Origin of the sequence: Propionicimonas sp., from assembly GCF_047606205.1 — a bacterium.
Classification (GTDB): Bacteria; Actinomycetota; Actinomycetes; order Propionibacteriales; family Propionibacteriaceae; genus Propionicimonas.
In genome coordinates this window covers 1-26381 of the sequence record NZ_JASGES010000115.1, presented here as the reverse complement: position 1 = coordinate 26381, position 26381 = coordinate 1, and the positions used below count along the sequence as shown (strand labels likewise).

Sequence of the window (26381 nt, the reverse complement as noted above, 5' to 3'; positions counted from 1 at the left end):
GGGGACGGTTCCTGACTCGGTCCGCCCGAGGATGGACCGAGTCAGGAACCGTCCCCAATTCGGTCCGGTGTCCGATCGCGGCCTCCGATCGCGGTGTCCGATCGTTCGGGTCAGCCGGCGGTACGGACCGGCTGGGTGCGCGGCAGCCATGCCGGACGGGTCGCCTCGAACGCGGCGATCTCGTCCTCGTGCTGCAGGGTGAGGCCGATGTCGTCCAGGCCCTCGAGCAGGCGGTGCCGGGTGTAGTCGTCGATGGCGAACTCGAAGACGTTGTCCGCCGCCTCGATCGTGCGGTGGTGCAGGTCCACGGTGAACTCGATGCCGGGCTCGCTCTCGGCGATCTCCCAGAGCTTCTCGACCACGTCCGCCGCGACCGTGGCGATCACCAGGCCGGCCTTGCCGGAGTTGCCGCGGAAGATGTCGCCGAACCGGGAGCCGATCACCACCTTGAACCCGTAGTTCTGCAGGGCCCACACCGCGTGCTCACGGGAGGAACCGGTGCCGAAGTCGGGGCCCGCGATGAGGATCGAGCCCGCCTTGTACGCCTCGTCGTTCAGGATGAACTCGGGATCGCCGCGCCACGCGGCGAACAGGCCGTCCTCGAAGCCGGTGCGGGTCACCCGCTTCAGGTAGACGGCGGGGATGATCTGGTCGGTGTCGACGTTGCTGCGGCGCAGCGGGACGGCGATGCCGGTGTGGGTGCTGAACTTGTCCATGACTGCTTCCTCTACAGGTCGGCCGGGGAGCTCAGGGTGCCGCGGATCGCGGTGGCGGCGGCCACCGGCGGCGACACCAGGTGGGTGCGTCCGCCCTTGCCCTGGCGGCCCTCGAAGTTGCGGTTCGACGTGGACGCGCTGCGCTCGCCCGGAGCGAGCTGATCGGGATTCATGCCCAGGCACATCGAGCAGCCGGCCGCACGCCACTCGGCGCCGAAGTCGAGGAAGACCTGGTCGAGTCCCTCGTCCTCCGCCTGCAGCCGGACGCGCGCCGAGCCGGGCACCACGAGCATGCGGACGCCGTCGGCGATCCGGCGTCCCTTCAGCACGGACGCGGCCAGCCGCAGGTCCTCGATCCGCCCGTTGGTGCAGGAGCCGAGGAAGACGGTGTCGACCTTGATGTCCCGCATCGGCGTGCCGGCGCGCAGGTCCATGTAGGTCAGCGCCCGCTCGGCCGCCGCACGGTCGACCGGGTCGGTGAACTCCTCCGGCGCGGGCACGGCGGCGCCCAGCGGTACTCCCTGACCCGGGTTGGTGCCCCAGGTCACGAACGGCGTCAGCCGGGTGGCGTCGATGTCGACCTCACGGTCGAAGACGGCGTCCTCGTCGGAGTACAGCGTGCGCCAGTGCGCGACCGCGGCGTCCCAGTCCTCGCCCTCGGGGGCGTGCGGGCGGCCCTTGAGGTAGGCGAAAGTGGTTTCGTCGGGCGCCATCATGCCCGCCTTGGCCCCCCACTCGATGCTCATGTTGCAGATCGTCATCCGGCCCTCCATGGAGAGCGCGCGGATGGTCGAGCCGCGGTACTCCACGACGTAGCCCTGGCCACCACCGGTGCCGACCTTCGCGATCAGGGTGAGCACGATGTCCTTGGCGGTCACGCCCTCGGGCAGCTCGCCCTCCACGTTCACCGCCATCGTCTTCGGGCGGGCCTGCTGGAGCGTCTGGGTGGCCAGCACGTGCTCGACCTCGGAGGTGCCGATCCCGAACGCCAGCGCACCGAAAGCGCCGTGCGTGGAGGTGTGGGAATCGCCGCAGACGACCGTCAGGCCGGGCTGGGTCAGCCCGAGCTGCGGGCCGATGATGTGGACGACGCCCTGGTCCTTGTCGCCGAGGGAGTGCCGGCGGACCCCGAACTCGTCGGTGTTGTGCCGCAGCGTGTCGACCTGCAGCTTGCTCACCGGGTCGGCGATCGGCGCGAGGATGTTCAGGGTCGGGGTGTTGTGGTCCTCCGTGGCCATGGTGAGGTCGGTGCGCCGGACGCCGCGTCCGGCCAGACGCAGGCCGTCGAACGCCTGGGGGCTGGTCACCTCGTGAACGAGGTGCAGGTCGATGTACAGCAGGTCCGGCTCGCCGGGTGCCGTGCGGACGACGTGGTTCTCCCATACCTTGTCACTCAGGGTTTTGCCCATCGGACCTCCATCAGTGCAGCTTGTGGGCTCTTCAACTCTCCGAGCCTACCAGCTTGCATATCAGGATACGAGACGGCAGTCTTAGCCTATGGACAACTCAAGCGGCGTCGGCGTTCTGGACAAGGCGGCCCTCGTGCTGACCGCTCTCGAACAGGGTCCCACCACCCTGGCCGGCCTCGTCACCGCCACGGGACTCGCCCGTCCGACGGCCCATCGCCTGGCCGTCGCACTCGAGCACCACCGTCTGGTCAGCCGTGACCTGCAGGGACGCTTCGTCCTCGGCCCGCGCCTCACCGAGCTGGCCTCGGCGGCGGGCGAGGACCGGCTGCTGGCGACCGCGGGCCCTGTCCTGACCCGCCTGCGCGACATCACCGGCGAGTCTGCCCAGCTGTTCCGCCGTCAGGGCGACATGCGGGTCTGTGCGGCCGCCGCCGAGCGTCCGTCCGGCCTGCGGGACACGATTCCGGTCGGGACTCAGCTCACCATGGGTGCGGGCTCCGCCGCGCAGGTACTGCTCGCCTGGGAGGACCCGGAGCGGATCCAGCGCGGCCTGCAGAACTCCTCCTTCTCCGCCGTCGCGCTGGCCACGGTGCGCCGTCGCGGCTGGGCGCAGTCCGTCGCGGAGCGCGAGCCCGGGGTGGCGTCGGTCTCCGCACCGGTCCGCTCCCCCAGCGGCAAGGTCATCGCCGCGGTCAGCGTCTCCGGCCCGATCGAGCGGCTGTCCCGGCAGCCCGGACGCCTGCACGCCCCCGCCGTGATCGCTGCAGCCGAGCGGTTGAGCGAGGTCCTGCGCCGCAACGGCGGCGAGGCCTGAGCCCGGCCGCTCCCCGGCGCAGATCGCACCAGGACCCCGGCCGGTTCCCCGGCCGGGGTCCTGTCGTCCCCGAAGGACGCGATGGTCGAGGCGGGATCAGAGGCTCTCGTCGCGGTGCTCGACGACGTTCGTCCGGCGGGTGGCCTGGGCGTTCGTGACCAGCCCGAGGATCACGGCCAGCGCTCCCGCACCCAGGCAGATGTACCCGATCATCGCGAGGTTCACCCCCTGGATGGAGTCCTTCACCGCGAAGGCCAGGACGGCGCCGATCACCAGCAGCGCGATCCCGGAACCGGTGGTCGTGGACATGGGCACCCCTTTCACTGGACGTCTCAGTCGGAGGTACCCGCCCCGGCGTCGGGCGAAACCCCGTCGAGCCACCGCAGCCAGTAGCCGTGCGGGTGGCAGCGGGCCAGCGAGCGATCGGTGCGGACGCCGCCGGACCACGTGCTCACGCCGAGCACGGTGAGGTCGTCGCCGCGAAGGGCTGCGTCCACCGGGAGCGCGGGGACGACCGGCGGCGACTCGGCCCACACCCACGCGAGGTCCCGCCCGGTGCCGATCCGGTCGAGTTCCGCCACGAACTCCTGCTGCCGGGAGGGATCGAGGTAGCTGAGCGCCCAGCTCGTCGTGACCACCGGGTCGCCCGGCCCGAGGGACGCCACCGCGGCGGCCAGGTCGTCCACCGCGTCGCCGGACCGCACCGTCGCCGGGTGAGCGCGGAAGATCTCGACCGCCCGCTCGAGCCGCCGGAACCGGTCCGACTGGTCCGGCCACACGCACGCCTCCAGCCAGCGGACGTCGTCGCCCTCGGCGAGGTCCAGCGGGTGCGCGTCGAGACCAAGGCGGGAGGCGATCGTGGGCAGCCGGTCGGCCAGGCGCCGGCCCGGTGGACGCACCGAGCACTCCAGGACGAGCGGGGACTCGCCCAGCACGCTGTCCCCGTCGTCGTAGGCAAACCGGTCCAGCAGGAGGTTGAGCCCGGCGCTGGCGCCCACATCGAGATGCGCCTTCGGCCCCGCGGGAAGCCGGCCGAAGCCCGCGACGAGGAGGGCCGACCGCCCGGTCTCGTTGGTCTGCGGCAGCCGGGTCGCGACCAGCCGGCGGATCTCCTCCGCGTGGTCGTCGCAGTAGGCGAGGAACGCGGGGACGGGGTCTCCCGTCGCGACGGTCGCCCCGGCGAGGTTCGGGTAGAACCGGGCGAGCGGGGCGTCCCGGTCGGCGAGCAGGAGGTAGTGGACGGCGGCGAACAGGTTCACCGGAACCCGGGCCGGGCCGGGAGCCCGGTCGTACAGGGCCTCCAGGCCCGGCCAGACCCGCGAGACTCCCGCTCAGCCGCGCGTACAGGGGAGCCCGCCTGCTCGCGGACCGGGCGAACGCGACGAAGTGCGGCGCGACCGGAGCGGTCACCGCGCGGCGGTCTCGAGCAGTGCCCGCAGGCGGGTCGGCAGGACCTCGGCGAGCGAGATCGCCGTGCTGCTCCGCGTGACTCCCGGGATCGTGAGCATCGCGGTGGTCACCCGGTAGAGGTGGGCGGTGTCGCGGGCGACCACCTTCACCAGCAGGTCGGCGTCCCCGGTGGTCGAATGGATCTCGATCACCTCCGGCAGCGCGACCAGTCCCGCGGCCGCCTCGTCCCCGCCGGACTGGCTGATCTCCAGCGAGATGAACGCGACCAGCGGGTAGCCCAGCGCCGCGGGATCGACCCGCTGGCCGAAGTCCCTCAGGGCGGAGGCGGACAGCCGCTTCAGCCGCGCCTGCACGGTGTTCCTGGCCACGCCCAGCGTGCGGGCGAGGGCGAGGACCGAGGCGTCCGGGTCGTCGTCGAGGGCCAGCAGGATTCGGGCGTCCAGCGGGTCGATGGGGCTCACGATGAGCATCATGCTCCTGCCATGCCGGGTTGTGGAAGCATTCTGCTCAGCTGCGCGAGGCCCGGTTGCGCAGCCGCGTAGACCTTGGCCACCATTTCGGTGACCCCAGCGAAAGGTGATGCCCGTGGACTCCGCTCCGCTCCCCCAGCTCCGCCCGGCCGTCGCGGCCCTGCCTGCGTACGTGGCCGGCCGAAAGCCGAAGGGCGACGACGTCGCGGCGCTGGCGTCCAACGAGAGCCACTACCCGCCGCTGCCGAAGGTGCTGGACGCGATCGCCGCCGCCGCCACGACGGTCAATCGCTACCCCGACATGGCGTCGTCGGCGCTCCGCGCACGGCTGGCCGAGCTGAACGGTGTGGGCGTCGACGAAGTGGCCGTGGGGCCCGGCAGCGTGGGTGTCCTCGGTCAGCTGATCGCAGCCCTCTGCGATGCCGGCGACGACGTGGTCTTCGCCTGGCGGTCGTTCGAGGCCTATCCGATCCTGTGCCAGATCGCCGGCGCCACCGGGGTCCGTGTCCCGCTCACGCCCGACGAGCGCCACGACCTGCCCGCGATGCTGGCCGCGATCACCACCCGCACCAGGCTGGTGCTGCTGTGCTCCCCGAACAACCCCACCGGGACAGGGCTCAGCCTGGTCGAGTTGTCCGCGTTCCTCGAGTCGGTGCCCTCCAGCGTGCTGGTCGTGCTGGACGAGGCGTACCGGGAGTTCGCGGTCAGCGAGCTGGACACCATCGCGCTGTACCGGCGCTACCCGAACCTGTGCCTGCTGCGGACGTTCTCCAAGGCCTACGGGCTGGCCGGCCTGCGGGTCGGCTACGCGATCGCGCACACCGAGATCGCCGGAGGCCTGCGCCGCACGCAGATCCCGTTCTCGGTGAGCAACGTGGCCGAGTCCGCCGCACTCGCGGCCCTCGACTCGGCGGACCTGGTGGCGGAGCGATCGGCGACCGTGACCGCCGAACGGCCACGGGTCGAGGCGGCGGCCCGCGAGCTCGGCTGGACGGTGCCGCAGGGCGAGGCGAACTTCATCTGGCTGCGCTGCGCGGATGCCGAGCGGGAGCGCCTCGTGGCCGCGTTCGACGACGCGGGGGTGCTCGTCCGCGGCTACGCCGACGACGGCGTCCGGATCACCGTGGCCGATCCGGCGGCGAACGATCGCGTGCTGGCCGTCCTCGCCGCTTTTCGACGGGACCCGGCGTGACCACCCGACCGGTCGACGTCCCGATCGCCTCCGGCCTGCGCCACACCCTCGTCGAGGACGTGTTCGGCCTGGTCAGCGGTACCTTCGTCGCCTCGCTGGGGATCTACCTGCTCAAATCCGCGCATGCGGTCACCGGGGGCACCGCCGGGCTCTCGCTGCTGCTGACCTACGCGAGCGGGTGGTCGTTCGGCGTTCTGTACCTGCTGACCAACCTGCCGTTCCTGGTCCTGGCCATCCGGGCCAAGGGCTGGGACTTCGCACTGCGCACGCTGGTGTCGATCGGGCTGGTCTCCGGCTTCGCCTACCTGCACCCGCTGATGCTTCCGCCGGCTCCGCTCAACCCTGTCTACGCCACCCTGGTCGGCAACCTGCTGGCCGGGGTCGGCATGTTGATGGTGTTCCGGCACCGGTCCAGCCTGGGCGGGCTGAACACGCTCGCCCTGATCGTGCAGGACCGGTTCGGCTGGCGCGCCGGCTACGTACAGCTGGCGATGGACGCGGTGATCATCCTCTCCGCGCTGAGCGTCGTGCCGGCCGGCAACGTCGCCCTTTCGGCCGCGGGGGCGGTCCTGCTGAACGTCGTGCTCGCCTTCAACCACCGTCCGGGGCGCTACCTCGGCTACTGAGCCGCCCCGCCCTGCGCAACGGCATCCCCGGCCGGCAGACGCGCGGGGACCGACCGTCCCGGAATCGGGCGCGCGACTCCGCAGGGCCCGGGCCCGCCGCTCAGAGGACGATCACGGTGACGTCGATGACGGCGTCGTGCGCCTTGATCGTCTCCACCAACTCAGGTTCGACCACGCCCTGGACACTGATCCGGGCGACCGCGGCCACCGCGCCGCCGAAGATGATGTTCTCCATCTCCTGCACATTGATCCCCGCCGCGCTGATCGCGTCGAGGGTGTGGGCCAGCGTCCCCGGCCGGTCGAGGTGCCGCACGACGATCGCGGATGTCGCCGCCGTCCTGGTGGCGAGGTTGACGGCGTGGGGGACCGCGCCGGTCTGCGCGAAGGTGCGGACGATCCGGACGACCTCCGCGGCGATCGCCTCCTGTGCCTGGTCGGTGGAGGCCCCGATGTGGTGGGTGCCGTAGACGCCGGGCAGGCCCGCGAGTTCGCTGACGAACTCGCCGGTCCCCGCGGCGGGCTCGCCCACGTACACGTCAAGACCGGCGCGCACGCCTTTGGCCCTGATCGCATCGGCGAGGGCGGCCTCGTCCACGACCTCACCGCGGGAGGTGTTGACGAAGAACGCGCCCGGCCGCATGGCGTCGAAGAAGGCCCGGTCGAGCAGATCCCGGGTGGCATCGTTGAGCGCGACGTGGACGCTGACGACATCGGCTGCCGCGGCGACCTCTTCGGGCGACGAGAGCCCCGTGATGCCCAGTTCCGCCGCACGATCGAGGGTCAGGCTCGGGCTCCACGCCACCACCGGCATCCCGAAACCCTTCGCCCGCGGGATCATCTGCGAGCCGATGCCGCCGACACCGATCAGGCCGAGCGTCCGCCCGTACAGCCCCCGGGCGTGGGCGTACCCGGCCTTGTTCCACACGCCGGCCCGCAGGTCGGCGACGTTGTCGGCGATCCGGCGGTCGAGCGCGCAGATCAGGCCGAAGGCGAGCTCCGCGACGGCGATCGAGTTCTTCCCGGGGCAGTTCGCCACATAGATGCCCAGCCGGGACGCCGCCGCGACGTCGATCGTGTTGTAACCCGCTCCCGCCCTGACCACCAGCTCCAGCGGCCCGGCGGCCAGGACGGCCTCGGGAACCCTGGTGCTCCGGACGACCAGCACCTCCGGACCCCGCGCAGTCACCGCCTCGACGAGGGCCTGGTCCTTCAGCGACGGCTCGTAGGCCACCTCGCAGCCGGCCGCGGCCAGCCCGTCCAGTCCTGATTGCTCGAACGTGTCGGCGACGAGTACGCGCATGACCCCAACTTAGCCCGGATCCACCGACGGCCGGCGGGTCACGGTCACGACGCCGGCCTGCGCCCCGGCGTTCGGGTGCCGGCCGCGTCCCGGAACCGGAGTCCCTCGCACCAGGCACCGATCGCGAGCCCGGGCAGCGCGGATGCCCGCGGCTCCGACCGGGACGAGGTCGCGTCCACACCCCCTCCGGCGGCGCTCAGCCGGCGAGCGCCGCGACTGCTGCGCCGATGCAGGTCACGATGAGCGTGGCCAGCCCGGCGAGCAGCACGGGGCGCCCGCCGGCGCGTCGGAGCACGCGCCAGTGGACGGAGGTGCCCAGGGCGAACATGGCTGCGGCCAGCAGCCAGGTCTCGGCGGCCTTCGCCGCGTCGAGGACGCCATCGGGGAGCACGCCCAGGCTGCGGACCACGACCATGGCGACGAAGCCGGCGACGAACAGCGGGACCAGCGGCGGCAGCGCGCGGTCGGTCCGGGGTGCGGCGGCGAGCTCGGCCCGCTGCCGCCAAGAGACGACGCCGAGGACCGGAGCGAGCATCAGCACGCGGGCAAGCTTCACCACGACCGCCACCCTCAGCGCCTCTGGTCCGATGATCCCGGCCGCAGCCACCACCTGGGCCACCTCGTGCACGGACGCGCCCGTCCAGATGCCCGCGGTGCGCGGGTTGAGCCCCAACAGCCCCGCAAGGGTGGGCATCACCGCGATCATCACGGTGCCGAACAGCACCACCAGGGCGACAGCTGTGGCGGTCTCGGCGTCCTTGCGCCGGGCGAGCACGCCGTCCACGCCGGCAACGGCCGCGGCACCGCAGATCGAGAAGCCGCCGGCGATCAGCAGGGCCTGGGACGCGTCGACCCGCAACCACCGACCGACCAGCAGGGTGCCGCCCATGGTCCCACCCACGATCGCAACGACGCCCAGCACGATCGGCCAGCCCAGAGCCGCGATGTCGCCCAGGACCAGTTGCAGGCCGAGCAGCACCACCCCCAGGCGCAGGAGCCGTCGCGATGCGAAGGCCAGCCCCGGCTCGAGCGCGGCCGGCAACCCGCCCCACAGCGAGGCGACGTTCGCCACCAGGGCTCCGAGCAGGATTGCCACCAGCATCGCGCTCAGTCCCGGCACCAGTTGGCCGACGCCGATCGCGGCGCCCGCACCGAGCCCGGACAGCCCCGCGCCCAGCCAGGGCCGGTGCCGGGCCGGAGCGTCCGTGCGCTCGTCGACGTGGGTGGTGGACGCGGCCTCAGCGGGCTCGACGGCCCAGGGCTCGGGAGCGGGGACGATCACTCCTGGCACGCTATCGCCGCCGTCCATATTCAACTAGACCATGATATTGGATCCAACACATATCATCTGAGATATGACTGACCTGCGAGCGGCCTGGCGTCGCAACCCGTCCGTCAGCGACCTCATCGTGCTGGTCGCCGCGGCTGAACAGGGCGGGGTGAGCGCAGGCGCGCGCGAACTGGGCATCGCCCAACCCAACGCCAGCCGCGCGCTGCGCCGTCTTGAACACCACCTCGGCCTCGCCCTGTTCGTTCGTTCCACCCGGGGCGCCGTCCTCACCCAGGACGGCGCGGTCGTCGTCGACTGGGCCCGCCAGGTGCTCGACGCCAACCGGCGCCTCCTCGACGGCGTCGCGGCCCTCACCCGCACGGGCGCCACGCTGAGGATCGCCGCGAGCCACACGATCGCCGAGGACCTGCTCCCCCGCTGGCTGGCAGCCCTGCGCGCCGAGCACCCCGACGTCGCGGTCGAACTGACCGTCGGCAACTCAGCTCAGGTCGGCCGCCTGGTGGGCGGCGGCGGGGTGCTGGGGTTCGTGGAGAGCCCGCAGGTGCCCTCGACGATCGGCGGCCCCGCCCACAGCCGCACGGTGTCCACGGATCGCCTCGTGGTGGTGGTGGCGCCCGACCACGACTGGGCGCGGCGCACCCGCCCGATCCCCAGGGAGGAACTCGCCGCCACCCCGCTGGTCGTGCGCGAGGCGGGCTCAGGCACCCGGATCAGCTTCGAGCAGGCGATGGCGGGCTTCGCTCTGGCCAAGCCCGCCCTGGAGCTGGTGGGAAACGCGGCCGTCCGGGTCGCGGTGATGGCCGGCGCCGGCCCGGCCGTTCTCAGTGAGCTCGCCGTCCACACCGCGGTGGCGGCGGGCGAACTGCGGGCGGTGATGGTGGACGAACTCGTCATCGAGCGCCCGCTCCGCGCGGTCTGGGTAGGCGAGGAGGCGCCGGCTCCCGCCCTGCGATCCATGCTCGAGATCGCCGCGCGCCGCTCCCCCGCCGGCACCCGCTGACCGGGTCGAGGACGCTCCCCGGACAGCAAAGACCCCTTGCCAGAGTTAACTCTGACAAGGGGTTTCACCAGTAGCCCCGACGGGATTCGAACCCGCGCTACCGCCTTGAGAGTTCAACCCGACCCCGGCCATGGTCGTTTCAGGGGCTGAGCAGGCCCTGCTGAGCGTGACACCCGACCTTCTCAACCACCACACCCGCCAACGCGACGGGTGAACTGTGTCCAAAATGCGTCCACCCCGCACCTCGGCCTGCGCCGTTACACCCCGACGTGAGCGGTCTACGGACTGCTTCCGGACTCTGGCGTACGGCCGACCGCGATCACGGGCAACCGACGAGCACGTCCAGCACGCAGACTGCGGCAGTTCAGTGCGTCTGCGGGATGAGATGGATCTGGGCACCGTGGCCCCGCGTGGCGAGCTTGGCGTCACAAGTGAACAGGGGCGCGTCGAGGGCCTCGGCCAGAGCGAGGTAGCTGGCGTCGTAGCTGGTGAACTGGTGGCGCAACTGCCAGATCCGGTCGGCCAGATCGGCTGTCTCGTGTCGGGTGATGTCGAACGCGAAGTGATCCCGCCGCGCCCGGACCGCGTCGTCCAGGTCGAGCTTCCCGCCCAGGACAAGTCCACGCAGGACCGACAACACTTCGACGTCGAGCAGGTGCGGTGCGTCGATGTCGCCGGCCAGCGCGTCGAGCAGCGCGGCGTCATCGGTCGTGCCCACCAGTGCCTCCACCATGGCGGAGGCATCGACCACGATCACCGGCGGCCGGCCTCGACCGCAGCCACGATCTCGGTGGTGCTCGGACCGGTCGAGCGATCCCGTGCTCGGAGCCTGGCTGCGATCTCCTGGTTGGTCGGACGCGACGCCAAGCGAGCCAGTTCGGCCCCGACGTAGGCCGACAACGACTTGCCCTGTGCCGCGGCACGCTCCTTGAGCGTTTCCGCCACGCCCTCGGGAACCTCACGGATGTACAAAGTCGCCATGCAACCGATGCTAGCATCCAGCAAGCACGATGGGAGCCAGTCTGTTCGATGGCTGCCCGCTCGAGGCGTGCCGGCTCGGAGGCCCCCATCCTCCACAGGAGTTGCCGACACCAGTGGTCACGCTCATTCCGCGTTGCGGCAGATCCGGATGTTCGGATTGAGAGTGACGTCTTGCCCCGAACTCGGTGGACAACGTCACTCGCTGATTCACCAGATGAACATGTTGCCCCTGCGCGACGCGCAACTCTCGGCCAGAAGCGGACGGACTCGATCTCGTCGAGTTGACCAGCGGGGACTTGCCCGGCGTCGAGGCGGCGATCACCAAGACCGCGTCCTTCCTCGCTACCAGGCACCAAGCCGACCGGCCGGATGCCGGGCGGCCGTCCGCAGGCAGGTCCCCACTCCGTTGCCCGGCATTGCGGAACGTGACGATTTCTGTGACGTTGGTGAAGCCGACTCAGGCACCGATCCGGCCAACGGTTCTCTCGACGGCCGCCGGCAGCGTGCCGACCGACCCAGCCCGGCGACAGCCGGCCCTGGGCACCCGCCTCGCGACGCAACCGGCATGAGCCGCGTGCCGAACCACCGCTCCGCCGGGTCAGCAGCATTGAGCCAGTGGCCCAACTGAAATGCCTTGTCAGGAGCATGTCCCGCCGCACACACCTGGTCGGCAGGACACGACCCGAACACAGTTTGTGTGTCCGATCTGTGTTCAGGACGTCTTGCAGAGCCCTCAGAATGCGAACACCCCTTGCCAGAGTTAACTCTGACAAGGGGTTTCGCCAGTAGCCCCGACGGGATTCGAACCCGCGCTACCGCCTTGAGAGGGCGGCGTGCTAGGCCGCTACACAACGGGGCCAGCACTGTGTTGCTCTCACAACTCAGCGAACATTACAGGAGCTCTCCAGCTGCTGCGAATCCGCTGCGCTGGGGTACTAGGACTCGAACCTAGACTGACGGAACCAGAATCCGGCGGGCTGCCAATTACCCCATACCCCACAGTCGGCCCCGGGGGGCCGAACGGTGACTTTACTAGACCTCGTCCGTCGCACCAAACCGGACCCCCGGCGTGGTTGTCGCCACCTGCATCCGACGTGCGATCACGACAGCGACGGCGGCGAACCCGGCGAACCCGGCCAGGCTCACGGCCAGCTCCGCCCACGTGGTCGCGGTGGTCGTCCTGGTGGCCACCATGGTCCCGGACAGCGCCGCCCAGCCGAACGCGATCACGTTGTTCGCGACATGGGCGGCGATACCCGCCTCCAGCCCGCCCGTCTTCACCACCAGCCAGCCGGCCAGGACGCCGAACACGAACCGGTACAGGAAGGCCGGGAGGTTCTGCGTCCCGTGCATGAGAGCGAAGATCGCGGCCGAGCCCACCACTCCGAACCACGGACTGTTGGGCGCGGTGGTGTGAATCGCCTGCAGCAGGTAGCCGCGGAAGAAGTACTCCTCCGCCGCGGCCTGCAGGGGCGAGGTGAGCAGGATCGCCAGGACGAAGCCCCAGAACGCCGGCTCCGGCTGCACGGTCCACGACTGGCCGATCCGGGAGATCGCCCACACTGCTCCCAGTACCAGGAGCGCCACGGCGCCGGTCACGAAGGCGAATCGCCACCGGAAGCCCGGCTGGACCGAGTGCAGCCAGCGCGGATGGAACCGGTGCACGAGCAGCACCAGCGCCATGCTGATCGGGATCAGGGTCGCCAGGCCCAGCTGCGTGGCCACCATCCCCGACGGCTCGGAGAAGGTGTTGGTCACCTGATGGGCCCAGGGCATGAAGGTGGACGGCGACCCCTCGGCGAGCCAGAACACCCCGGCCACTCCCGTGACGACCCAGGGCGCGAGCACGACGTAGGTGATCAGTCCGAGCATGGCGCCACCCACGCCGAGGGCCACGCTCCGCAAACGCGCGCGCAGCGGGTCGTCGATGATCAACACCTCCGGGTAGGTCACCCCCGGCTGCGGCTCATACTTCACGAACCCCTGGACGCGCACCCGCGCCAGGTCCCCCAGCGCCGACACCTCAGAGGTCCTCGGCCACGACGGGGTTCGACAGGGTTCCGATCCCTGAGATCGTCACACTCACCCGGTCTCCCGGGACCATCCGCCCGACGCCGGCCGGCGTGCCGGTGAGGATCACGTCCCCGGGCAGGAGGGTCGTGAACGAGGTGACCCAGGAGACCAACTCGGCGATCGGGTGCACCATCAGGGACGTGTTCGCCGCCTGCACCGGCTCGTCGTTCAGTGATGTGAGCAGATCGAGCCTGCCCGCCTCCTCCAGGTCGATGTGCGTGGCGATCCAGGGACCCAGCGGGCAGAAGCTGTCGAAGCCTTTCGCCCGCGTCCACTGCCCGTCCGTCTTCTGCAGATCGCGGCAGGTGACGTCGTTGGCCACCGTGTAGCCGAAGATGACATCGCCGGCCCGCTCGACCGGCACCCGCCGGCAGATCCGTCCGATCACCACCGCGAGCTCCCCCTCGTAGTGGAGGTCCGTGGTCTCGGCAGGGTGGACGATCGGCTCGTCCGGACCGACCACGGCCGTGTTGGGCTTCAGGAACACCAGGGGCGAGGCCGGCGGCTCGTTGCCCAGTTCCCTGGCGTGGTCGGCGTAGTTGCGCCCGATCCCGACGATCTTGCTGCGCGGGATCACCGGTGCGACCAGGCGGACGTCGTCCAGCGCCAGCCGCTCCCCGGTGTAGTGCACCGGGCCGGCCAGCGGATCACCCGACACCACGGCGATCGTCTCGGGATGGGGACCCTGGTCCTCAGCGAGTTCGACGACCCCGTAGGTCGGGTCGCCCTGGGCCACGAATCTGGCTACGCGCATGGGCGAAGGTTAGCCTGCCACCACGTTCTCCAACGGTTCGCCCGCGGCGAACCGGGCCAGCTGCTCGCGGACGAGCTTCTGCATCCGCGGGTAGAACGCCGTGCTCTGGCCGCCGACGTGCGGACTGATCAGCACCCCGGGGGTCGTCCACAACGGGTGCTCCGGCGGCAGCGGCTCGGGGTCGGTGACGTCGAGCGACGCGCGGATGCGTCCCGACGCCGTGGCCGCGACCAGGGCATCGGTGTCGACCACCCTGCCGCGGGCCACGTTCACCAGCAGTGCCCCGTCGGGGAGCGCGGCCAACTGAGCGGCGCCGATCAGGTGCTCGGTCTGCGGGGTGAGCGGTGTGATCAGGAACACCACGTCCGCGTGGGCGAGCAGGCCGTCCAGTTCCTCGATCGGGTGCACCTCGATCTCGCCGCTGCGGGCCCGGCGGGCGACCCGGGTGAGGGATGCCACCTCGAAGCCGGCGAGCCGTTGCTCGATCGCCGCGCCGATCCGGCCGTAGCCCACGATCAGGACGCGCCGGTCGGCCAGCGAGGTCGAGAAGTCGTTGCCCCACGTCCCGCTCGGCATGTTCCGGGCATAGGTGTCGAGGTGCCGGTTGTTGGCGAGCGCCAGGGAGACGGCCAGCTCGGCGGTACTGGCGTCGTGAACGCCGGCGGCGTTGCACAGCCGGACGCCGTCGGGCAGGTAGGGCAGGTAGTTGTCGAACCCGGCACTGAGCAACTGCACGACCCTGAGCGAGGTCATCTCACCCACCCTGGCCATCACCGTCGCCGGCGGGAACATGTAGGGGGCCACCAGCAGCTCCACCTCGCCGATCGAGTCCGGCCACGTCCCGTCGGCACGGAAGAAGTCGGCCACGAGAGGGTCGGGGAGCGGTCCCAGCGCCGCCTGCGCGGCGGCGAGGTCGGGATAGGGCAGCCAGATGCGTCGAGCCATGGCCCTACCCTATGGTGCGCTCATGAGTACGCCACAGAGTTCGCCTCCTCCGCTGCGCGCCCCCGAACGACCCTGCGTGGCCCCCGCATGAACACCGCCTTCGACGCGGTGGACCTGATTCGCACCAAGCGCGACGGAGGGCGGCTGGGCGAGGCGGCCATCGACTGGCTGATCCGGGCCTACACCGACGGCGAGGTCACCGACGAGCAGATGTCGGCGATGGCGATGGCCATCTTCTTCCGCGGCCTGGACGGCGCCGAACTCACCCGGTGGACGCAGGCCATGATCGCCACCGGGGAGCGGATGGACTTCTCCGGGCTGTCCCGCCCGACGGTGGACAAGCACTCCACCGGCGGGGTCGGCGACAAGATCACGCTGCCGCTCGCACCTCTGGTCGCATCCTGCGGCGCGGCCGTCCCGCAGTTGAGCGGACGGGGCCTCGGCCACACCGGGGGCACCCTGGACAAGCTGGAGGCGATCCCGGGCTGGCGGGCCTCACTGTCCAACGACGAGCTGCTGGCGCAGCTGGAGGCCGTCGGCGCCGTGATCTGCGCGGCCGGCACCGGGCTGGCACCCGCCGACAAGAAGCTGTACGCGCTGCGCGACGTCACCGCGACCGTCGAGTCGATCCCGATGATCTCCGCGTCCATCATGAGCAAGAAGATCGCCGAGGGCACGGCCTCGCTCGTTCTGGACGTGAAGACCGGCGCGGGGGCGTTCATGAAGACCTACCCGGACTCGAAGGCCCTGGCCGAGACCATGGTCGGCATCGGGACCGCTGCCGGGGTCAACACGGTCGCCCTGATCACCAACATGGACACTCCGCTCGGCCGCAGCGCCGGTAACGGGCTGGAGGTCGCCGAGTCGGTCGAGGTGCTGGCCGGCGGCGGCCCCGCCGACGTGGTCGAGCTCACCCTCGCGCTGGCCCGCGAGATGCTGGCCTGCGCGGGGATCGACGCGGACCCGGCGGACGCCCTCGCCTCCGGCAGGGCGATGGACGCCTGGAGGGCCATGATCAGTGCCCAGGGCGGCGATCCGGACGCTCCCCTCCCGGTCGCCCGGCACACCGAGATCGTCACCGCGGGTGCGAGTGGCTACCTGGCCCGAATGGACGCGATGGCCGTCGGTCTGGCCGCATGGCGACTGGGCGCGGGGCGGGCGAAGCAGGGCGACCCCGTGCAACCGGCGGCGGGCGTCACCTGGCACGCGGGGCTGGGTGACGCCGTGCGGGCGGGCCAGCCGTTGTTTACCCTGCACACCGACACCCCCGAGCGGATCGAGCGGGCCGTCGCCGCGCTGGACGGGGCGGTCGATATCGCCGCCTCGGCCCCCGCGCCGGTGCCGGTCGTGTTCGAACGGATCGGCTGATCGGGGCGCCGATGGGCCATATCGACCTCTCCGGCGTCCGGTACGAGCTGCCGGACGGACGCGTGCTGCTCGATGAGGTGTCCTTCCGGGTGGGCGAGGGCAGGAAGGTGGCGCTGGTCGGCGCGAACGGAGCGGGCAAGTCCACACTGCTGCGAATCATCACCGGCGAGACCGCCCCGGGGGCCGGAACCGTGACCCGGTCGGGAGGTCTCGGCGTGATGCCGCAGTTCATCGGGACCGGCGTGGTGGCGGGGGCGGACCGGGCGCCCGCCACCGACCCGACGGTCGCCGACCTGCTGCTGTCGGTCTCTCCCGCCAGGGTCCGCAACGCCGCCTCGGCCCTCGACAGCTGCGAGCGCGTCCTGATGGAGACCGACGACCTCGACGCCCAACTCGGCTACGCGAGTGCGCTGGCAGAGTTCGCGGATGCCGGCGGCTACGACGCCGAGGTCGCCTGGGACGTCTGCACGACCGCCGCCCTCGGCGTGCCCTATGACCGCGCGAAGTACCGTGAACTACGAACCCTGTCCGGTGGGGAGCAGAAGCGGCTGGTGCTGGAGTACCTGCTGCGGGGGCCGGACGAGGTGCTGCTGCTCGACGAACCCGACAACTACCTCGACGTCCCCGGCAAGACCTGGCTCGAGGACCGGATCACCGAGTCGGCGAAGACGATCATGTTCGTCTCGCATGACCGGGAGCTCCTGGCCCGCACCGCCGACCGGATCGTGACCATCGAGCTCGGCGCCGACGGCAACCGCGCGTGGACGCACCCCGGCGGCTTCGCGTCCTACCATCAGGCTCGCCGCGACCGGTTCGAACGCTTCGACGAACTCCGCCGGCGCTGGGACGAGGAGCACGACAAGCTCCGCACTCTTGTGGCGACGCTCAAGCAGAAGGCGACCTACAACGACGGCATGGCCAGCCGGTACCAGGCGGCCCAGACCCGGCTGCGCCGGTTCGAGGAGGCGGGACCGCCCACCGAACAGCCGCGGGAACAGCGGGTCCGGATGCGGCTGACCGGCGGCCGCACGGCCAAGCGGGCCGTGACCTGCGAGCAGCTGGAGCTCCGCCTGGCCACCGGTCCGGATTCGTCCGCGCCGCTGATGCGACCCTTCGACCTGGAACTCTGGTACGGCGACAGGGTGGCCGTGCTCGGCTCGAACGGCTCCGGCAAGTCCCACTTCCTGCGGCTGCTCGCCCGCGGCGGGTCGCTGCCGGATCTGGAGCACGAGCCGGTCGGCGGTCTCGACGCGGTGGCTCTGGTGCCCCACACCGGGAGGGCGCGGCTGGGCGCGAGGGTACGTCCCGGCTGGTTCGTGCAGACCCACGACCATCCCGAACTGGCCGGCCGGACCCTGCTCGACATCCTGCACCGTGGCGACGCGACGCCCGACGGCCGCGGGCGCGCCGGAATGGGCAGGGAACAGGCCGCCCGTGTCCTCGACCGCTACGAGCTCGCCCACGCCGGCGAGCAGACGTTCGAGACCCTCTCCGGGGGACAGCAGGCCCGCTTCCAGATCCTGCTGCTGGAGCTGTCGGGCGCCACGCTGCTGCTGCTCGACGAGCCGACCGACAACCTCGACGTGGAGTCCGCCGAAGCGCTCGAGGACGGGCTGGCGGCGTTCGACGGCACCGTCGTCGCGGTCACCCACGACCGGTGGTTCGCAAGGAGCTTCGACCGGTTCGTCGTGTTCGGCGCCGACGGCTCCGTCCACGAGTCGGCCGATCCGGTGTGGGACGAGGGACGCGTCGCGCGGAACCGCTGAGCGCCCGCCGGCCCACGCGTGGGCCGCCCACGCGCCCCGCGCCCCGTCAGCCCAGCGACAGTCCCACCGGTTCGGCGACGGCCCCGGTGGCGAGCACGACCTGCGGGCCGGAGCCGACCTGCGAGTGCGTGAGCCCCCACAGGTAGCCGTCGTGCAGTGCCTCCCAGGATGCCTCGACAACGTTCGTTCCGACGCCGACCGTGGTCCAGGTGCGCTCGCCGTCGGTCATGTCGATCAGGGTGCGCACGATCGCGTCCGTGCCGTGACCCTGGTCGAGGATCCGCACCTTGAAGTCGGTGAGCTCGAAGTAGTCGACCAGCGGGTAGGCCTGCGTGAGCGCGGCGCGCAGCGCCACGTCCAGGGCGTTCAGCGGGCCGTGCCCGTCACCGGCGAGGCTGTAGGTCACTCCCTTGGCGCGCACCTTCACGACCGCCTCCGAGTCCCCTTCCGGCTTCACCTCGTGCCCGGTGATCACCCGCCAGCTGAGCACGTCGAAGAAGTCCTGCAGGAGACCCAGTTCTTCCCGCAGCAGCAGCTCGAAGGAGGCGTCCGCGGACTCGTAGGAGTAGCCGTCCATCTCGCGCGCCTTCACGGTGTCGGTGATCCGGGCCGCCAGCTCGCGGTTGGACAGGTCGTAGCCGAGCTCGGAGCCCTTCAGCTGGATGTTCGCCCTCCCGGCCATGTCGGAGACCAGCATGCGCATGTCGTTGCCGACCAGGGTCGGGTCGATGTGCTGGTAGAGGTTGGCGTCCACCTTGATCGCGGAGGCGTGCAGGCCGGCCTTGTGGGCGAAGGCCGACGCCCCGACGTAGGGCTGGCGGTTGTTCATCGGCACGTTCGTCACCCCCGCGATGGCGTGGCTGATCCGGGTCGCCTCGGCCAGGGCGGACGCCGGCACCAGCGGCCACCCGTACTTCAACTGCAGGTTCGCCACCACGGTGACCAGGTTGGCGTTGCCGGTGCGCTCGCCGTGCCCGTTCATGGTGCCCTGGACGTGGACCACTCCGGCCTCGACGGCCGCCAGCGTGTTCGCGACCGCGCAGCCGGTGTCGTTGTGGCAATGGATGCCGAGGTCGACGCCGACCTGGGCCGCGGCCGAGACGATGTCGCCCATCCAGGACGGCAGCATGCCGCCGTTGGTGTCGCACAGCACGACCACCTCCGCCCCGGCCTCCGCCGCCGTCCGGACCACTTCGAGGGCGTAGTCAGGGTTCGCGCGGTAGCCGTCGAAGAAGTGTTCGCAGTCGACGAACACGCGGCGACCGTGGCCGACCAGGTGGCTGACCGTGTCCTGCACCATGGCCAGGTTCTCCTCCAGGCTGGTGTGGAGGGCTCGGTAGACGTGCTCGTCGTGGCTCTTCGCCACGATGCAGACCACCTCGGTGGACGCGTCCACCAGCGCCTGCACCTGCGGGTCGTCGGCCGCACGCGCGCCGACCTTACGGGTGGCACCGAAGGCGACCAGCTTCGCGTTGCGCAGGCTGAGCTGGCCGCTCGCCGCGGCGGCGAAGAACGCCGTGTCGTTGGGGTTGGCGCCCGGCCAGCCGCCCTCGATGAACCCGACTCCGAGTTCGTCGAGGTAGCGGGCGATCTTCAGCTTGTCAGTGACACTGAGCTGGAGGCCCTCCTGCTGCGCGCCGTCGCGCAGGGTCGTGTCGTAGACGTGGAAGCTGTCCGGAGCCGCAGGGATCTGTGTCACCGGGCGAGTAAACCCTCCGCGACCCGTGTTACGGAAGGGTTTCAGCGCGTGAGACGATCCGTCCCACGAACGCCGTTGGCACAGGCGAGCCGGAGACGCTCTGCTCGCTGCCGGTCGGGCGAGGACATCCCCGGGACCAGCCGAGGCTCACCTCGGGGTCGCCGTGGACAGGGCCTGCGGAGGTTCCCTCGATCGCCTGATCGCCCGCCGGCGGCGTGAGGCGCCAGCGGGGACACGGGTGATCGGTGGTTCTCCTTGGAGACTGCTGAACAATCATGTCCCGGCTGCGGCGCCGGATCGGGCGATCTGCAGCGGCCACACCTTGGGGCACAGGGCCAGGATCGCCCACAAGATGTGGCCTTGCCGCTCATCCCGCCCGGCACGTCCTCGCTCGGAACAGCATTGTTCACCAGCCCCCTAGAATCGCGTCATGGCAACCCTCGAGCAGCGCGGCGCGACCGTGCACAGCGTCGGCGAGCTCCCCGCGGTGGGAACGGCCCTGCCGGACTTCACGTTGACCGGCTCCGACATGGAGGACACGGTCACCCCTGCCGTCGCGAAGGGCCGCCGGCTCGTCCTGAACATCTTCCCGAGCATCGACACCGCGACCTGCGCGATGAGCGTGCGGAAGTTCAACGAGTTGGCCGCGGGCCTCGCCAACACCCTCGTGCTCTGTGTCTCCAACGATCTGCCCGCCGCCCAGGCCCGGTTCTGCGGCGCGGAGGGCATCGAGAACGTGGTCACCGCCTCGGGGTTCCGCTCGTCCTTCGGCGACGACTTCGGCGTCACCCTGGTCGACGGACGCAGCCGCGGGCTGCTCTCCCGCGCGGTCGTGGTGGCCGATGCCGACGGCACGATCCTCTACACCCAGCAGGTTCCCCAGCTCAGCAGCGAACCCGACTACGAGGCAGCCCTCGCCGCCCTGGCCTGAGCGCGACCGACGGGAAATCGGGGACGGTTCTTTTCCCGTTCGCAGGTCCGTCCCCCTTCCCGTTCAGGGGACGGTTCTTTTCCCGTTCGCAGGTCCGTCCCCGTTCCCGTTCAGGACACGGGGCGGAGCCAGCCGTAGCGGTCCTCGGCGCGTCCGTACTGGATGTCGAGGATCGCGTCGCGGATGGCGAGCGTCTGCGCGGAGCCGCCTTCGGGGAGCCGCCACTCGCCGTGGCCGGACTTGAAGGCGCCGATCGGGGTGACCACCGCCGCGGTGCCGCAGGAGAACGCCTCCACGGTCGAGCCGTCGGCGATCCCCTCGAACAACTCGTCAGGGGTGACCCGGCGTTCCTCCGGCCTGAGGCCCAGGTCGGCCGCCACGGTGAGGATCGAGTTCCGCGTGATCCCGTCCAGGATGGTCCCGGTCAGCGCGGGCGTGATCAGGCGGCCGTCGCCGGTGACCAGGAACACGTTCATGCCACCGAGTTCCTCGACCCGGTCCTTGCCGGCCGCCTCGATGAACAGCACCTGGGAACAGCCGTGGTCGTAGCCCTCGTACTGCGCGATCAGCGACGCGGCGTAATTGCCCCCGCACTTGGCGGCACCGGTGCCCCCGACGCCGGCCCGCGCCCACCTGTCGGTCACCCAGATGTCGACCGGCTTGACGCCGCCGGCGAAGTACGGGCCCGACGGCGAAGCGATCACGCTGTAGGTCACGGTCTGCGCTGCCCGGACACCGAGGAACACCTCGGAGGCGAACATGAACGGGCGCAGGTACAGGCTGTGCTCACCCGCCGCGCCGGGCACCCAGCGCTCCTCGGCACGGACCAGCTCGGTCACCGAGGCGACGAACGCGTCCACCGGCAGCTCGGGCAGCATCAGCCGCGCTGCCGAGGCCTGGAACCGGCGGGCGTTCGCCTCCGGGCGGAACAGGTGCACGGAGCCGTCGTCGTGGCGGTAGGCCTTCAGCCCCTCGAAGACCTCCTGCGCGTAGTGCAGCACCGCGCTCGCCGGGTCGACCTGGAAGGGCCCGTACGGCTTGATCTCGTCCGCGCCCCAGCCGCCGTCCTTCGTCCACGTGGCGACGGCCATGTGATCGGTGAAGTGGTCGCCGAACCCCGGGTCGGCGAGGACCCGGGCAACGGCGTCGTCGGTGGCCGGGTCGGGGTTGCGGTGCAGCGGGAACGTCAGCGACATGAGGGCATGCTATCGCCGTCCGCGCACCGCGCCCGGCACGGCATCCTCGCCGGTCCTGTGAGCTGGCGTGAGACGGAATTGTCCGGGGACCGGACGCCCCAGTAGCCTCGCGCGGGTGAGCAACACAGCAGCGGGCGCCCCAGTCATCTCCGTCATCGCCGGCGACGGCATCGGGCCGGAGGTGGTCGCGGAAGGGCTGAAGGTCCTCACCGCGGTCGTCGGCGAGGACGCCTTCGCGTTCGTCCACCACGACCTCGGCGCCGAGCGCTGGCAGCGCACCGGCGAGGTCCTCCCCGACGCCGACCTCGAGCAGCTGAAGGCGAGCAGCGCGATCATCCTCGGCGCGGTCGGCGCCGCCCCGGGCTCGAAGGCGATCCCGTCCGGCCTGCTGGAGCGCGGGCTGCTGCTCAAGCTCCGCTTCGCTTTCGACCACTACGTGAACCTGCGTCCGTCCAGGCTGTACCCGGGCGTCCCCACCCCGCTCTCCGACGCGGTCACCGCGCGCGGCCCGATCGACTTCGTGGTGGTCCGCGAAGGCACCGAGGGCCTCTACTGCGGCAACGGCGGCGCCTTCCGGGCCGGGACGCCGCACGAGGTGGCCACCGAGGTGAGCATCAACACCGCCCACGGCGTCGAGCGGGTGATCAGGGACGCGTTCGAGCGCGCCGAGAAGCGACGCAAGAAGCTGACCATGGTGCACAAGCACAACGTGCTGGTGCACGCCGGCGGGCTGTGGAACCGGCTGTTCCAGACCGTCGCGGCCGAACACCCCGACGTCGCCACCGACTACCTGCACGTGGACGCGGCGACGATCGCGTTCGTCCAGGACCCGCAGCGCTTCGACGTGCTCGTCACCGACAACCTGTTCGGCGACATCCTCACCGACCTCGCCGCGGCCGTCACCGGCGGGATCGGGCTGGCCGCGTCCGCGAACATCAATCCGACCGGCGAGTTCCCGTCCATGTTCGAGCCCGTGCACGGCTCGGCCCCCGACATCGCCGGCCAGGGCATCGCCGACCCGACCGCCACCATCCTCTCGATGGCGCTGCTGCTCGACCACCTCGGCCGCAGCGAGGACGCGAAGCGGATCGAGGGCGCCGTGGACGCCGACATCGCCGAACGTGGCGCGACGAAGCGTCCGACCTCTGTGGTCGGCGACGACATCGTGGCCCGCCTGCGCTGACGGATCGGGCCCGCGTGTCCGACGCCGGCGCTAGCCTGCTGGCGAAGGACGGAGACAGATGAGCGGTCCCTACCAGTTCGAGCCCTACCGGCCGCCGCAGGACAACCTCCCCGCACCGGTGTCGTACCTGCCGCTGACCGACCAGCGGCCGGTCAGCACCGCGCTGCTCGTGGTGTCGTGGGTGGTGGTGTTCCTCACCGGCCTGTACATGCTGCCGTGGGCGGTCGCCGCCAGCCGCGGCAAGGCCAACCAGTGGTCGGTGTTCGCCGTGAACCTGCTGCTGGGGTGGACCGTGGTCGGCTGGATCGTGGCCCTGGTGATGTCGTGCACCGCGCACCGTCCGGTGGCGGTCCCGGCCCTCTCCGGCTACGCGTCGGTCGCCGCGCTCCCTCCCGTCCCGACTCCGGCCGGCTGGTACCCGAACCCGGCCGGCCCCGGTCAGCGGTACTGGGACGGCCGCCAGTGGACGCAGCACTACGCGTGAGCCCCACGCACCCTCGGTCGGGGCGACGGGTCAGGTGCTGGCCGCCACGGACAGCCGGCGGCGCAGCTCGGCAACGATGGCCCGCACGGCTTCCTCGCCGCACCTGCGAGGAAGGCTGGCGTGGGTGGCCGGACCGATGCCGATGAACACCCGAGTCACGCCTTCACGTGCGCGAGGTTACCGAAGACGTGCCTGTGCTCGCCGGTGATCCGGCCCGACAGCCACCAGACCAGCTCCACCAGCGCCGCGGCGACCAGCCCGACCACGCCACCGGTCGCCATCAGCCCCGCGTTCGACGGGTCGAGTTGTGGGTCGAACCGGGCGAAGGCGGGCACCGCCCGCGCCCACGCGCCGACCCAGCCCGGCAGCCAGAAGATCGCGACGAAGGCCGCCAGACCGCAGACCCCGATCAGGAGCAGCTTCCACCACTGGTAGGGACGCGCCGTCGCCGCCATCACCCAGGTCCCGCCGATCATCAGCGTCAGCAGCGCGGCGGTGCTGGCCTGGACGGGACTGCCCCCGGATCCGGGGTGCGGCAGCACGAGCAGGTAGGTGAGGAACGTCGCGAGCCCCACCACGATGCCCGAGGGGATCGAGAAGCTCATCACCCGCCTCAGGAAGCCCGGACGCGCACGCTCCGCGTTCGGCGCGAGCGCGAGGATCGAAGCGGGGATCCCGATCGTGAACCAGCCCACGAACGAGATGTGGATCGGGACGAACGGGAAAGGCAGCCGCCAGATCGCGACCAGCAGGGCGAGGATGATCGAGTAGATCGTCTTGGTCAGGAAGAAGTTCGCGACCCGTTCGATGTTGCCGATCACGCGGCGCCCCTCGGCCACCACGTGGGGAAGGGTGGCGAAGCTGTCGTCCAGCAGTACGAGCTGTGCGACCGAACGGGTGGCCGCAGCCCCTGACCCCATCGCCACGCCGAGATCGGCGTCCTTGATCGCGAGGACGTCGTTGACGCCGTCACCGGTCATCGCGACGTTGTGGCCGCGCGACTGCAGGGCGGCCACCATCTGCCGCTTCTGCTGGGGCGTCACCCTGCCGAACACCCCCGCCTGCTCCACCTTGTCGGCGAACAGTTCAGGGGCCTCGGGGAGAGTGCGGGCGTCCACGACCTCCCCTGCGGCCACGCCCAGCGAGCCGGTCACCGCGCCCACCGAGACCGCGTTGTCGCCGGAGATCACCTTCACCCCGACGCCCTGGTCGGCGAAGTAGGCGAGCGTGTCGCGCGCCTCCGGGCGCACCTTCTGCTCAAGGATCACCAGCGCGGCAGGAGTCACCGTGCCGGGCGCGCCCGGCGCGTCCACCGGACCGTCCGACTCCCCCAGCAACAGGACGCGGCGTCCGGTCGACCCGGCACGCTCCGCGCGTTGCGCGACCTCGCTGCCGGGGGACGACAGCACGTCCGGAGCGCCGAGCACCCAGTTGCCGTGGCCCACGAACGACATCCCCGACCACTTCTTCGCCGAGGTGAACGGCGCCATCGCGTCCACCTGCCAGGGCTCTGCGACCAGTGGCAGCGATTGGGCCAGCGCCACCACCGAGGCGTTCGGACGGGGATCCGCCGCCGCCAGTTGCGCGAGCACGTCCCGCTCGTCGTCGCCGTCACCGGCCAGCACGTCCAGCTCACCGAACCGCAGGCCGTTCTCGGTGAGCGTGCCCGTCTTGTCCGCGCAGACCACGTCGACCCGGGCGAGGCCCTCAATCGCCGGGAGCTCCTGCACGAGCACGTTCTGCTGGCCGAGCCGCACCACACCGACGGCGAAGGCGAGCGACGTCAGCAGCACGAGCCCCTCGGGAACCATCGGGACCAGCGCGCCGGCCATCGACAGGACCTTCTCCTGCCAGGTTCCCGGCTGGTTCCACTGCACCCAGACCGTGGCCAGGCCGACGGGAACGAGCAGCCAGGTGATCAGCCGCAGGATCTTGTTGATCCCCGACTGGAGTTCGGACTTCACCAGCGAGAACCTGCTCGCCTCCATGGTCAGCTTCGCCGCATACGAGTCGTGGCCGACGCGCGTGGCGCGGTAAGCGCCCACCCCCGCCACGACGAAGCTGCCCGACATCACCTCGTCACCGGGCTGCTTGAGCAGCGGGTCCGACTCGCCGGTGAGCAGCGACTCGTCCACCTCCAGGTAGGACGCCTCGACGACCTCGCCGTCCACGATCACCTGGTCGCCGGGCCCGATCTCGATGATGTCGTCGACGACGATCTGCTCGCGCGGGATCTCCGTGACCGCACCGCCGCGTCGGACGGACGGTTTGCCCTCCCCCACCACCGCGAGGTTGTCCAGCGTCCGCTTCGCCCGGAGTTCCTGGACGATGCCGATGCCGGAGTTGATGATGATCAGGAACCCGAACAGGGCGTTCACGATCGAGCCGGTGGTGAGCACCATCACGAACAGCAGCATCAGCAGGAAGTTGATCCGGGTGAAGACGTTGGCCCGGACGATGTCCCAGGTGGTGCGTCCCGAGCGGGGCGGGAGTTGGTTGACTTCCCCCCTGGCGACGCGCTCGGCGACCTCTGCGCTCGTGAGTCCCGGGACGGACTGGGCTGCGATCGTCATGCCGCAAGCCTGCCAGACCCGACGACGAGGTGGCACGAGCTCGCTCGTGGCCACCGAGGAGGAAGGGTCGGGCGGAGCGCAGACCCGACGACGAGGTGGCACGAGCTCGCTCGTGGCCACCGAGGAGGAAGGGTCGGGCGGACACCCCGGCGCTTGCTCCCGAAAGGCGGCCTTGCTCCCCGAATTGCGGGAGCAAGGCC

Annotated in this window: 25 protein-coding genes and 2 tRNA genes; 9 read left to right on the top strand and 18 right to left on the bottom strand. The window is 71.0% G+C overall.

The window, feature by feature from the left end; translation table 11 throughout:
• Window positions 1–110: 110 nt before the first annotated feature.
• Together leuD and leuC are read right to left on the bottom strand one after the other, a co-directional pair.
• A complete protein-coding gene (gene leuD, locus QM633_RS07655) occupies window positions 111–716 on the bottom strand; it encodes a 3-isopropylmalate dehydratase small subunit (protein WP_415153148.1) in 606 nt (201 codons plus the stop codon).
• An 11-nt stretch (window positions 717–727) separates the two neighbouring features.
• The gene (gene leuC, locus QM633_RS07650) at window positions 728–2125 is read right to left on the bottom strand and encodes a 3-isopropylmalate dehydratase large subunit (protein WP_415153147.1); all 1398 of its coding nucleotides are present in this window, start codon (window positions 2123–2125) and stop codon (window positions 728–730) included.
• 88 nt (window positions 2126–2213) lie between these two features.
• Here leuC and QM633_RS07645 point away from each other — a divergent pair, with 88 nt between their 5' ends.
• The gene (locus QM633_RS07645) at window positions 2214–2939 is read left to right on the top strand and encodes an IclR family transcriptional regulator (RefSeq protein WP_415153146.1); all 726 of its coding nucleotides are present in this window, start codon (window positions 2214–2216) and stop codon (window positions 2937–2939) included.
• Window positions 2940–3035: 96 nt separating this feature from the next.
• Here the strand turns inward: QM633_RS07645 and QM633_RS07640 are convergent, their stop codons facing one another.
• The 3 genes from QM633_RS07640 to QM633_RS07630 form a co-directional block, all read right to left on the bottom strand.
• Window positions 3036–3248: a DUF6458 family protein gene (locus QM633_RS07640; RefSeq protein ID WP_415153145.1), complete on the bottom strand. Its 213-nt coding sequence runs from the start codon at window positions 3246–3248 to the stop codon at window positions 3036–3038.
• A gap of 23 nt (window positions 3249–3271) precedes the next feature.
• Window positions 3272–4234: a DUF2332 domain-containing protein gene (locus QM633_RS07635; RefSeq protein ID WP_415153149.1), complete on the bottom strand. Its 963-nt coding sequence runs from the start codon at window positions 4232–4234 to the stop codon at window positions 3272–3274.
• Window positions 4235–4345: 111 nt separating this feature from the next.
• The gene (locus QM633_RS07630) at window positions 4346–4810 is read right to left on the bottom strand and encodes an Lrp/AsnC family transcriptional regulator (protein ID WP_415153144.1); all 465 of its coding nucleotides are present in this window, start codon (window positions 4808–4810) and stop codon (window positions 4346–4348) included.
• A gap of 124 nt (window positions 4811–4934) precedes the next feature.
• Here QM633_RS07630 and hisC point away from each other — a divergent pair, with 124 nt between their 5' ends.
• Window positions 4935–6011, top strand: coding sequence for a histidinol-phosphate transaminase (hisC, locus tag QM633_RS07625; protein ID WP_415153143.1), 1077 nt, complete (start codon window positions 4935–4937; stop codon window positions 6009–6011).
• On the top strand, window positions 6008–6637 hold the full coding sequence (locus QM633_RS07620; protein WP_415153142.1) for a YitT family protein: 630 nt from the start codon (window positions 6008–6010) through the stop codon (window positions 6635–6637). Before hisC ends, QM633_RS07620 begins: the two co-directional genes overlap by 4 nt.
• Window positions 6638–6737: 100 nt before the next feature.
• Here the strand turns inward: QM633_RS07620 and QM633_RS07615 are convergent, their stop codons facing one another.
• Together QM633_RS07615 and QM633_RS07610 are read right to left on the bottom strand one after the other, a co-directional pair.
• A complete protein-coding gene (locus tag QM633_RS07615; protein WP_415153141.1) occupies window positions 6738–7937 on the bottom strand; it encodes an NAD(P)-dependent oxidoreductase in 1200 nt (399 codons plus the stop codon).
• Between the two features lie 196 nt (window positions 7938–8133).
• On the bottom strand, window positions 8134–9246 hold the full coding sequence (locus QM633_RS07610) for a YeiH family protein (protein ID WP_415153140.1): 1113 nt from the start codon (window positions 9244–9246) through the stop codon (window positions 8134–8136).
• 46 nt (window positions 9247–9292) lie between these two features.
• Here QM633_RS07610 and QM633_RS07605 point away from each other — a divergent pair, with 46 nt between their 5' ends.
• Window positions 9293–10228 (top strand): LysR family transcriptional regulator, encoded by a 936-nt coding sequence (locus tag QM633_RS07605; RefSeq protein WP_415153139.1) that lies wholly within the window; start codon window positions 9293–9295, stop codon window positions 10226–10228.
• A 364-nt stretch (window positions 10229–10592) separates the two neighbouring features.
• Here the strand turns inward: QM633_RS07605 and QM633_RS07600 are convergent, their stop codons facing one another.
• From QM633_RS07600 to QM633_RS07570, 7 genes are all read right to left on the bottom strand, one after another.
• Window positions 10593–10985, bottom strand: coding sequence for a type II toxin-antitoxin system VapC family toxin (locus QM633_RS07600; RefSeq protein ID WP_415153138.1), 393 nt, complete (start codon window positions 10983–10985; stop codon window positions 10593–10595).
• Complete coding sequence (locus QM633_RS07595) at window positions 10982–11209, bottom strand: FitA-like ribbon-helix-helix domain-containing protein (RefSeq protein ID WP_415153137.1); 228 nt, start codon at window positions 11207–11209, stop codon at window positions 10982–10984. The genes QM633_RS07600 and QM633_RS07595 overlap by 4 nt, the downstream gene beginning before the upstream one ends.
• Window positions 11210–11995: 786 nt before the next feature.
• A tRNA-Glu gene (locus QM633_RS07590) sits at window positions 11996–12068 on the bottom strand.
• 68 nt (window positions 12069–12136) lie between these two features.
• Window positions 12137–12208 (bottom strand) — tRNA-Gln (locus QM633_RS07585).
• A 33-nt stretch (window positions 12209–12241) separates the two neighbouring features.
• Window positions 12242–13231 carry a lysostaphin resistance A-like protein gene (locus QM633_RS07580; protein ID WP_415153136.1) on the bottom strand — a complete coding sequence of 330 codons (990 nt, stop codon included), beginning with the start codon at window positions 13229–13231 and terminating at the stop codon, window positions 12242–12244.
• 1 nt (window position 13232) lies between these two features.
• Window positions 13233–14036 (bottom strand): fumarylacetoacetate hydrolase family protein, encoded by an 804-nt coding sequence (locus tag QM633_RS07575; protein ID WP_415153135.1) that lies wholly within the window; start codon window positions 14034–14036, stop codon window positions 13233–13235.
• 9 nt (window positions 14037–14045) lie between these two features.
• Window positions 14046–14981 carry a 2-hydroxyacid dehydrogenase gene (locus tag QM633_RS07570; RefSeq protein WP_415153134.1) on the bottom strand — a complete coding sequence of 312 codons (936 nt, stop codon included), beginning with the start codon at window positions 14979–14981 and terminating at the stop codon, window positions 14046–14048.
• Window positions 14982–15068: 87 nt separating this feature from the next.
• On the opposite strand from QM633_RS07570, the gene QM633_RS07565 reads away from it, so the two are divergent.
• Together QM633_RS07565 and QM633_RS07560 are read left to right on the top strand one after the other, a co-directional pair.
• Complete coding sequence (locus QM633_RS07565; RefSeq protein ID WP_415153133.1) at window positions 15069–16349, top strand: thymidine phosphorylase; 1281 nt, start codon at window positions 15069–15071, stop codon at window positions 16347–16349.
• A gap of 11 nt (window positions 16350–16360) precedes the next feature.
• Window positions 16361–18115, top strand: a complete 1755-nt coding sequence (locus tag QM633_RS07560) for an ABC-F family ATP-binding cassette domain-containing protein (RefSeq protein WP_415153132.1) — start codon at window positions 16361–16363, stop codon at window positions 18113–18115.
• Window positions 18116–18161: 46 nt separating this feature from the next.
• Here QM633_RS07560 and cimA read toward each other — a convergent pair whose 3' ends face one another.
• Entirely contained in the window at window positions 18162–19814 is a 1653-nt protein-coding gene (gene cimA, locus QM633_RS07555; protein ID WP_415153131.1) for a citramalate synthase, read from the bottom strand.
• 430 nt (window positions 19815–20244) lie between these two features.
• Between cimA and tpx the strand changes: the two genes are divergently transcribed.
• A complete protein-coding gene (gene tpx / locus QM633_RS07550) occupies window positions 20245–20745 on the top strand; it encodes a thiol peroxidase (RefSeq protein ID WP_415153130.1) in 501 nt (166 codons plus the stop codon).
• A 110-nt stretch (window positions 20746–20855) separates the two neighbouring features.
• Here the strand turns inward: tpx and QM633_RS07545 are convergent, their stop codons facing one another.
• The gene (locus tag QM633_RS07545) at window positions 20856–21941 is read right to left on the bottom strand and encodes a branched-chain amino acid aminotransferase (protein ID WP_415153129.1); all 1086 of its coding nucleotides are present in this window, start codon (window positions 21939–21941) and stop codon (window positions 20856–20858) included.
• 115 nt (window positions 21942–22056) lie between these two features.
• Here QM633_RS07545 and QM633_RS07540 point away from each other — a divergent pair, with 115 nt between their 5' ends.
• Together QM633_RS07540 and QM633_RS07535 are read left to right on the top strand one after the other, a co-directional pair.
• Entirely contained in the window at window positions 22057–23124 is a 1068-nt protein-coding gene (locus QM633_RS07540; protein ID WP_415153128.1) for a 3-isopropylmalate dehydrogenase, read from the top strand.
• 58 nt (window positions 23125–23182) lie between these two features.
• Complete coding sequence (locus QM633_RS07535) at window positions 23183–23608, top strand: superinfection immunity protein (protein ID WP_415153127.1); 426 nt, start codon at window positions 23183–23185, stop codon at window positions 23606–23608.
• Window positions 23609–23638: 30 nt separating this feature from the next.
• On the opposite strand, the gene QM633_RS07530 is transcribed toward QM633_RS07535, so the two are convergent.
• Entirely contained in the window at window positions 23639–23767 is a 129-nt protein-coding gene (locus QM633_RS07530) for a hypothetical protein (RefSeq protein WP_415153126.1), read from the bottom strand.
• Window positions 23764–26181 carry an HAD-IC family P-type ATPase gene (locus QM633_RS07525; protein WP_415153125.1) on the bottom strand — a complete coding sequence of 806 codons (2418 nt, stop codon included), beginning with the start codon at window positions 26179–26181 and terminating at the stop codon, window positions 23764–23766. Before QM633_RS07525 ends, QM633_RS07530 begins: the two co-directional genes overlap by 4 nt.
• Window positions 26182–26381: the final 200 nt, after the last annotated feature.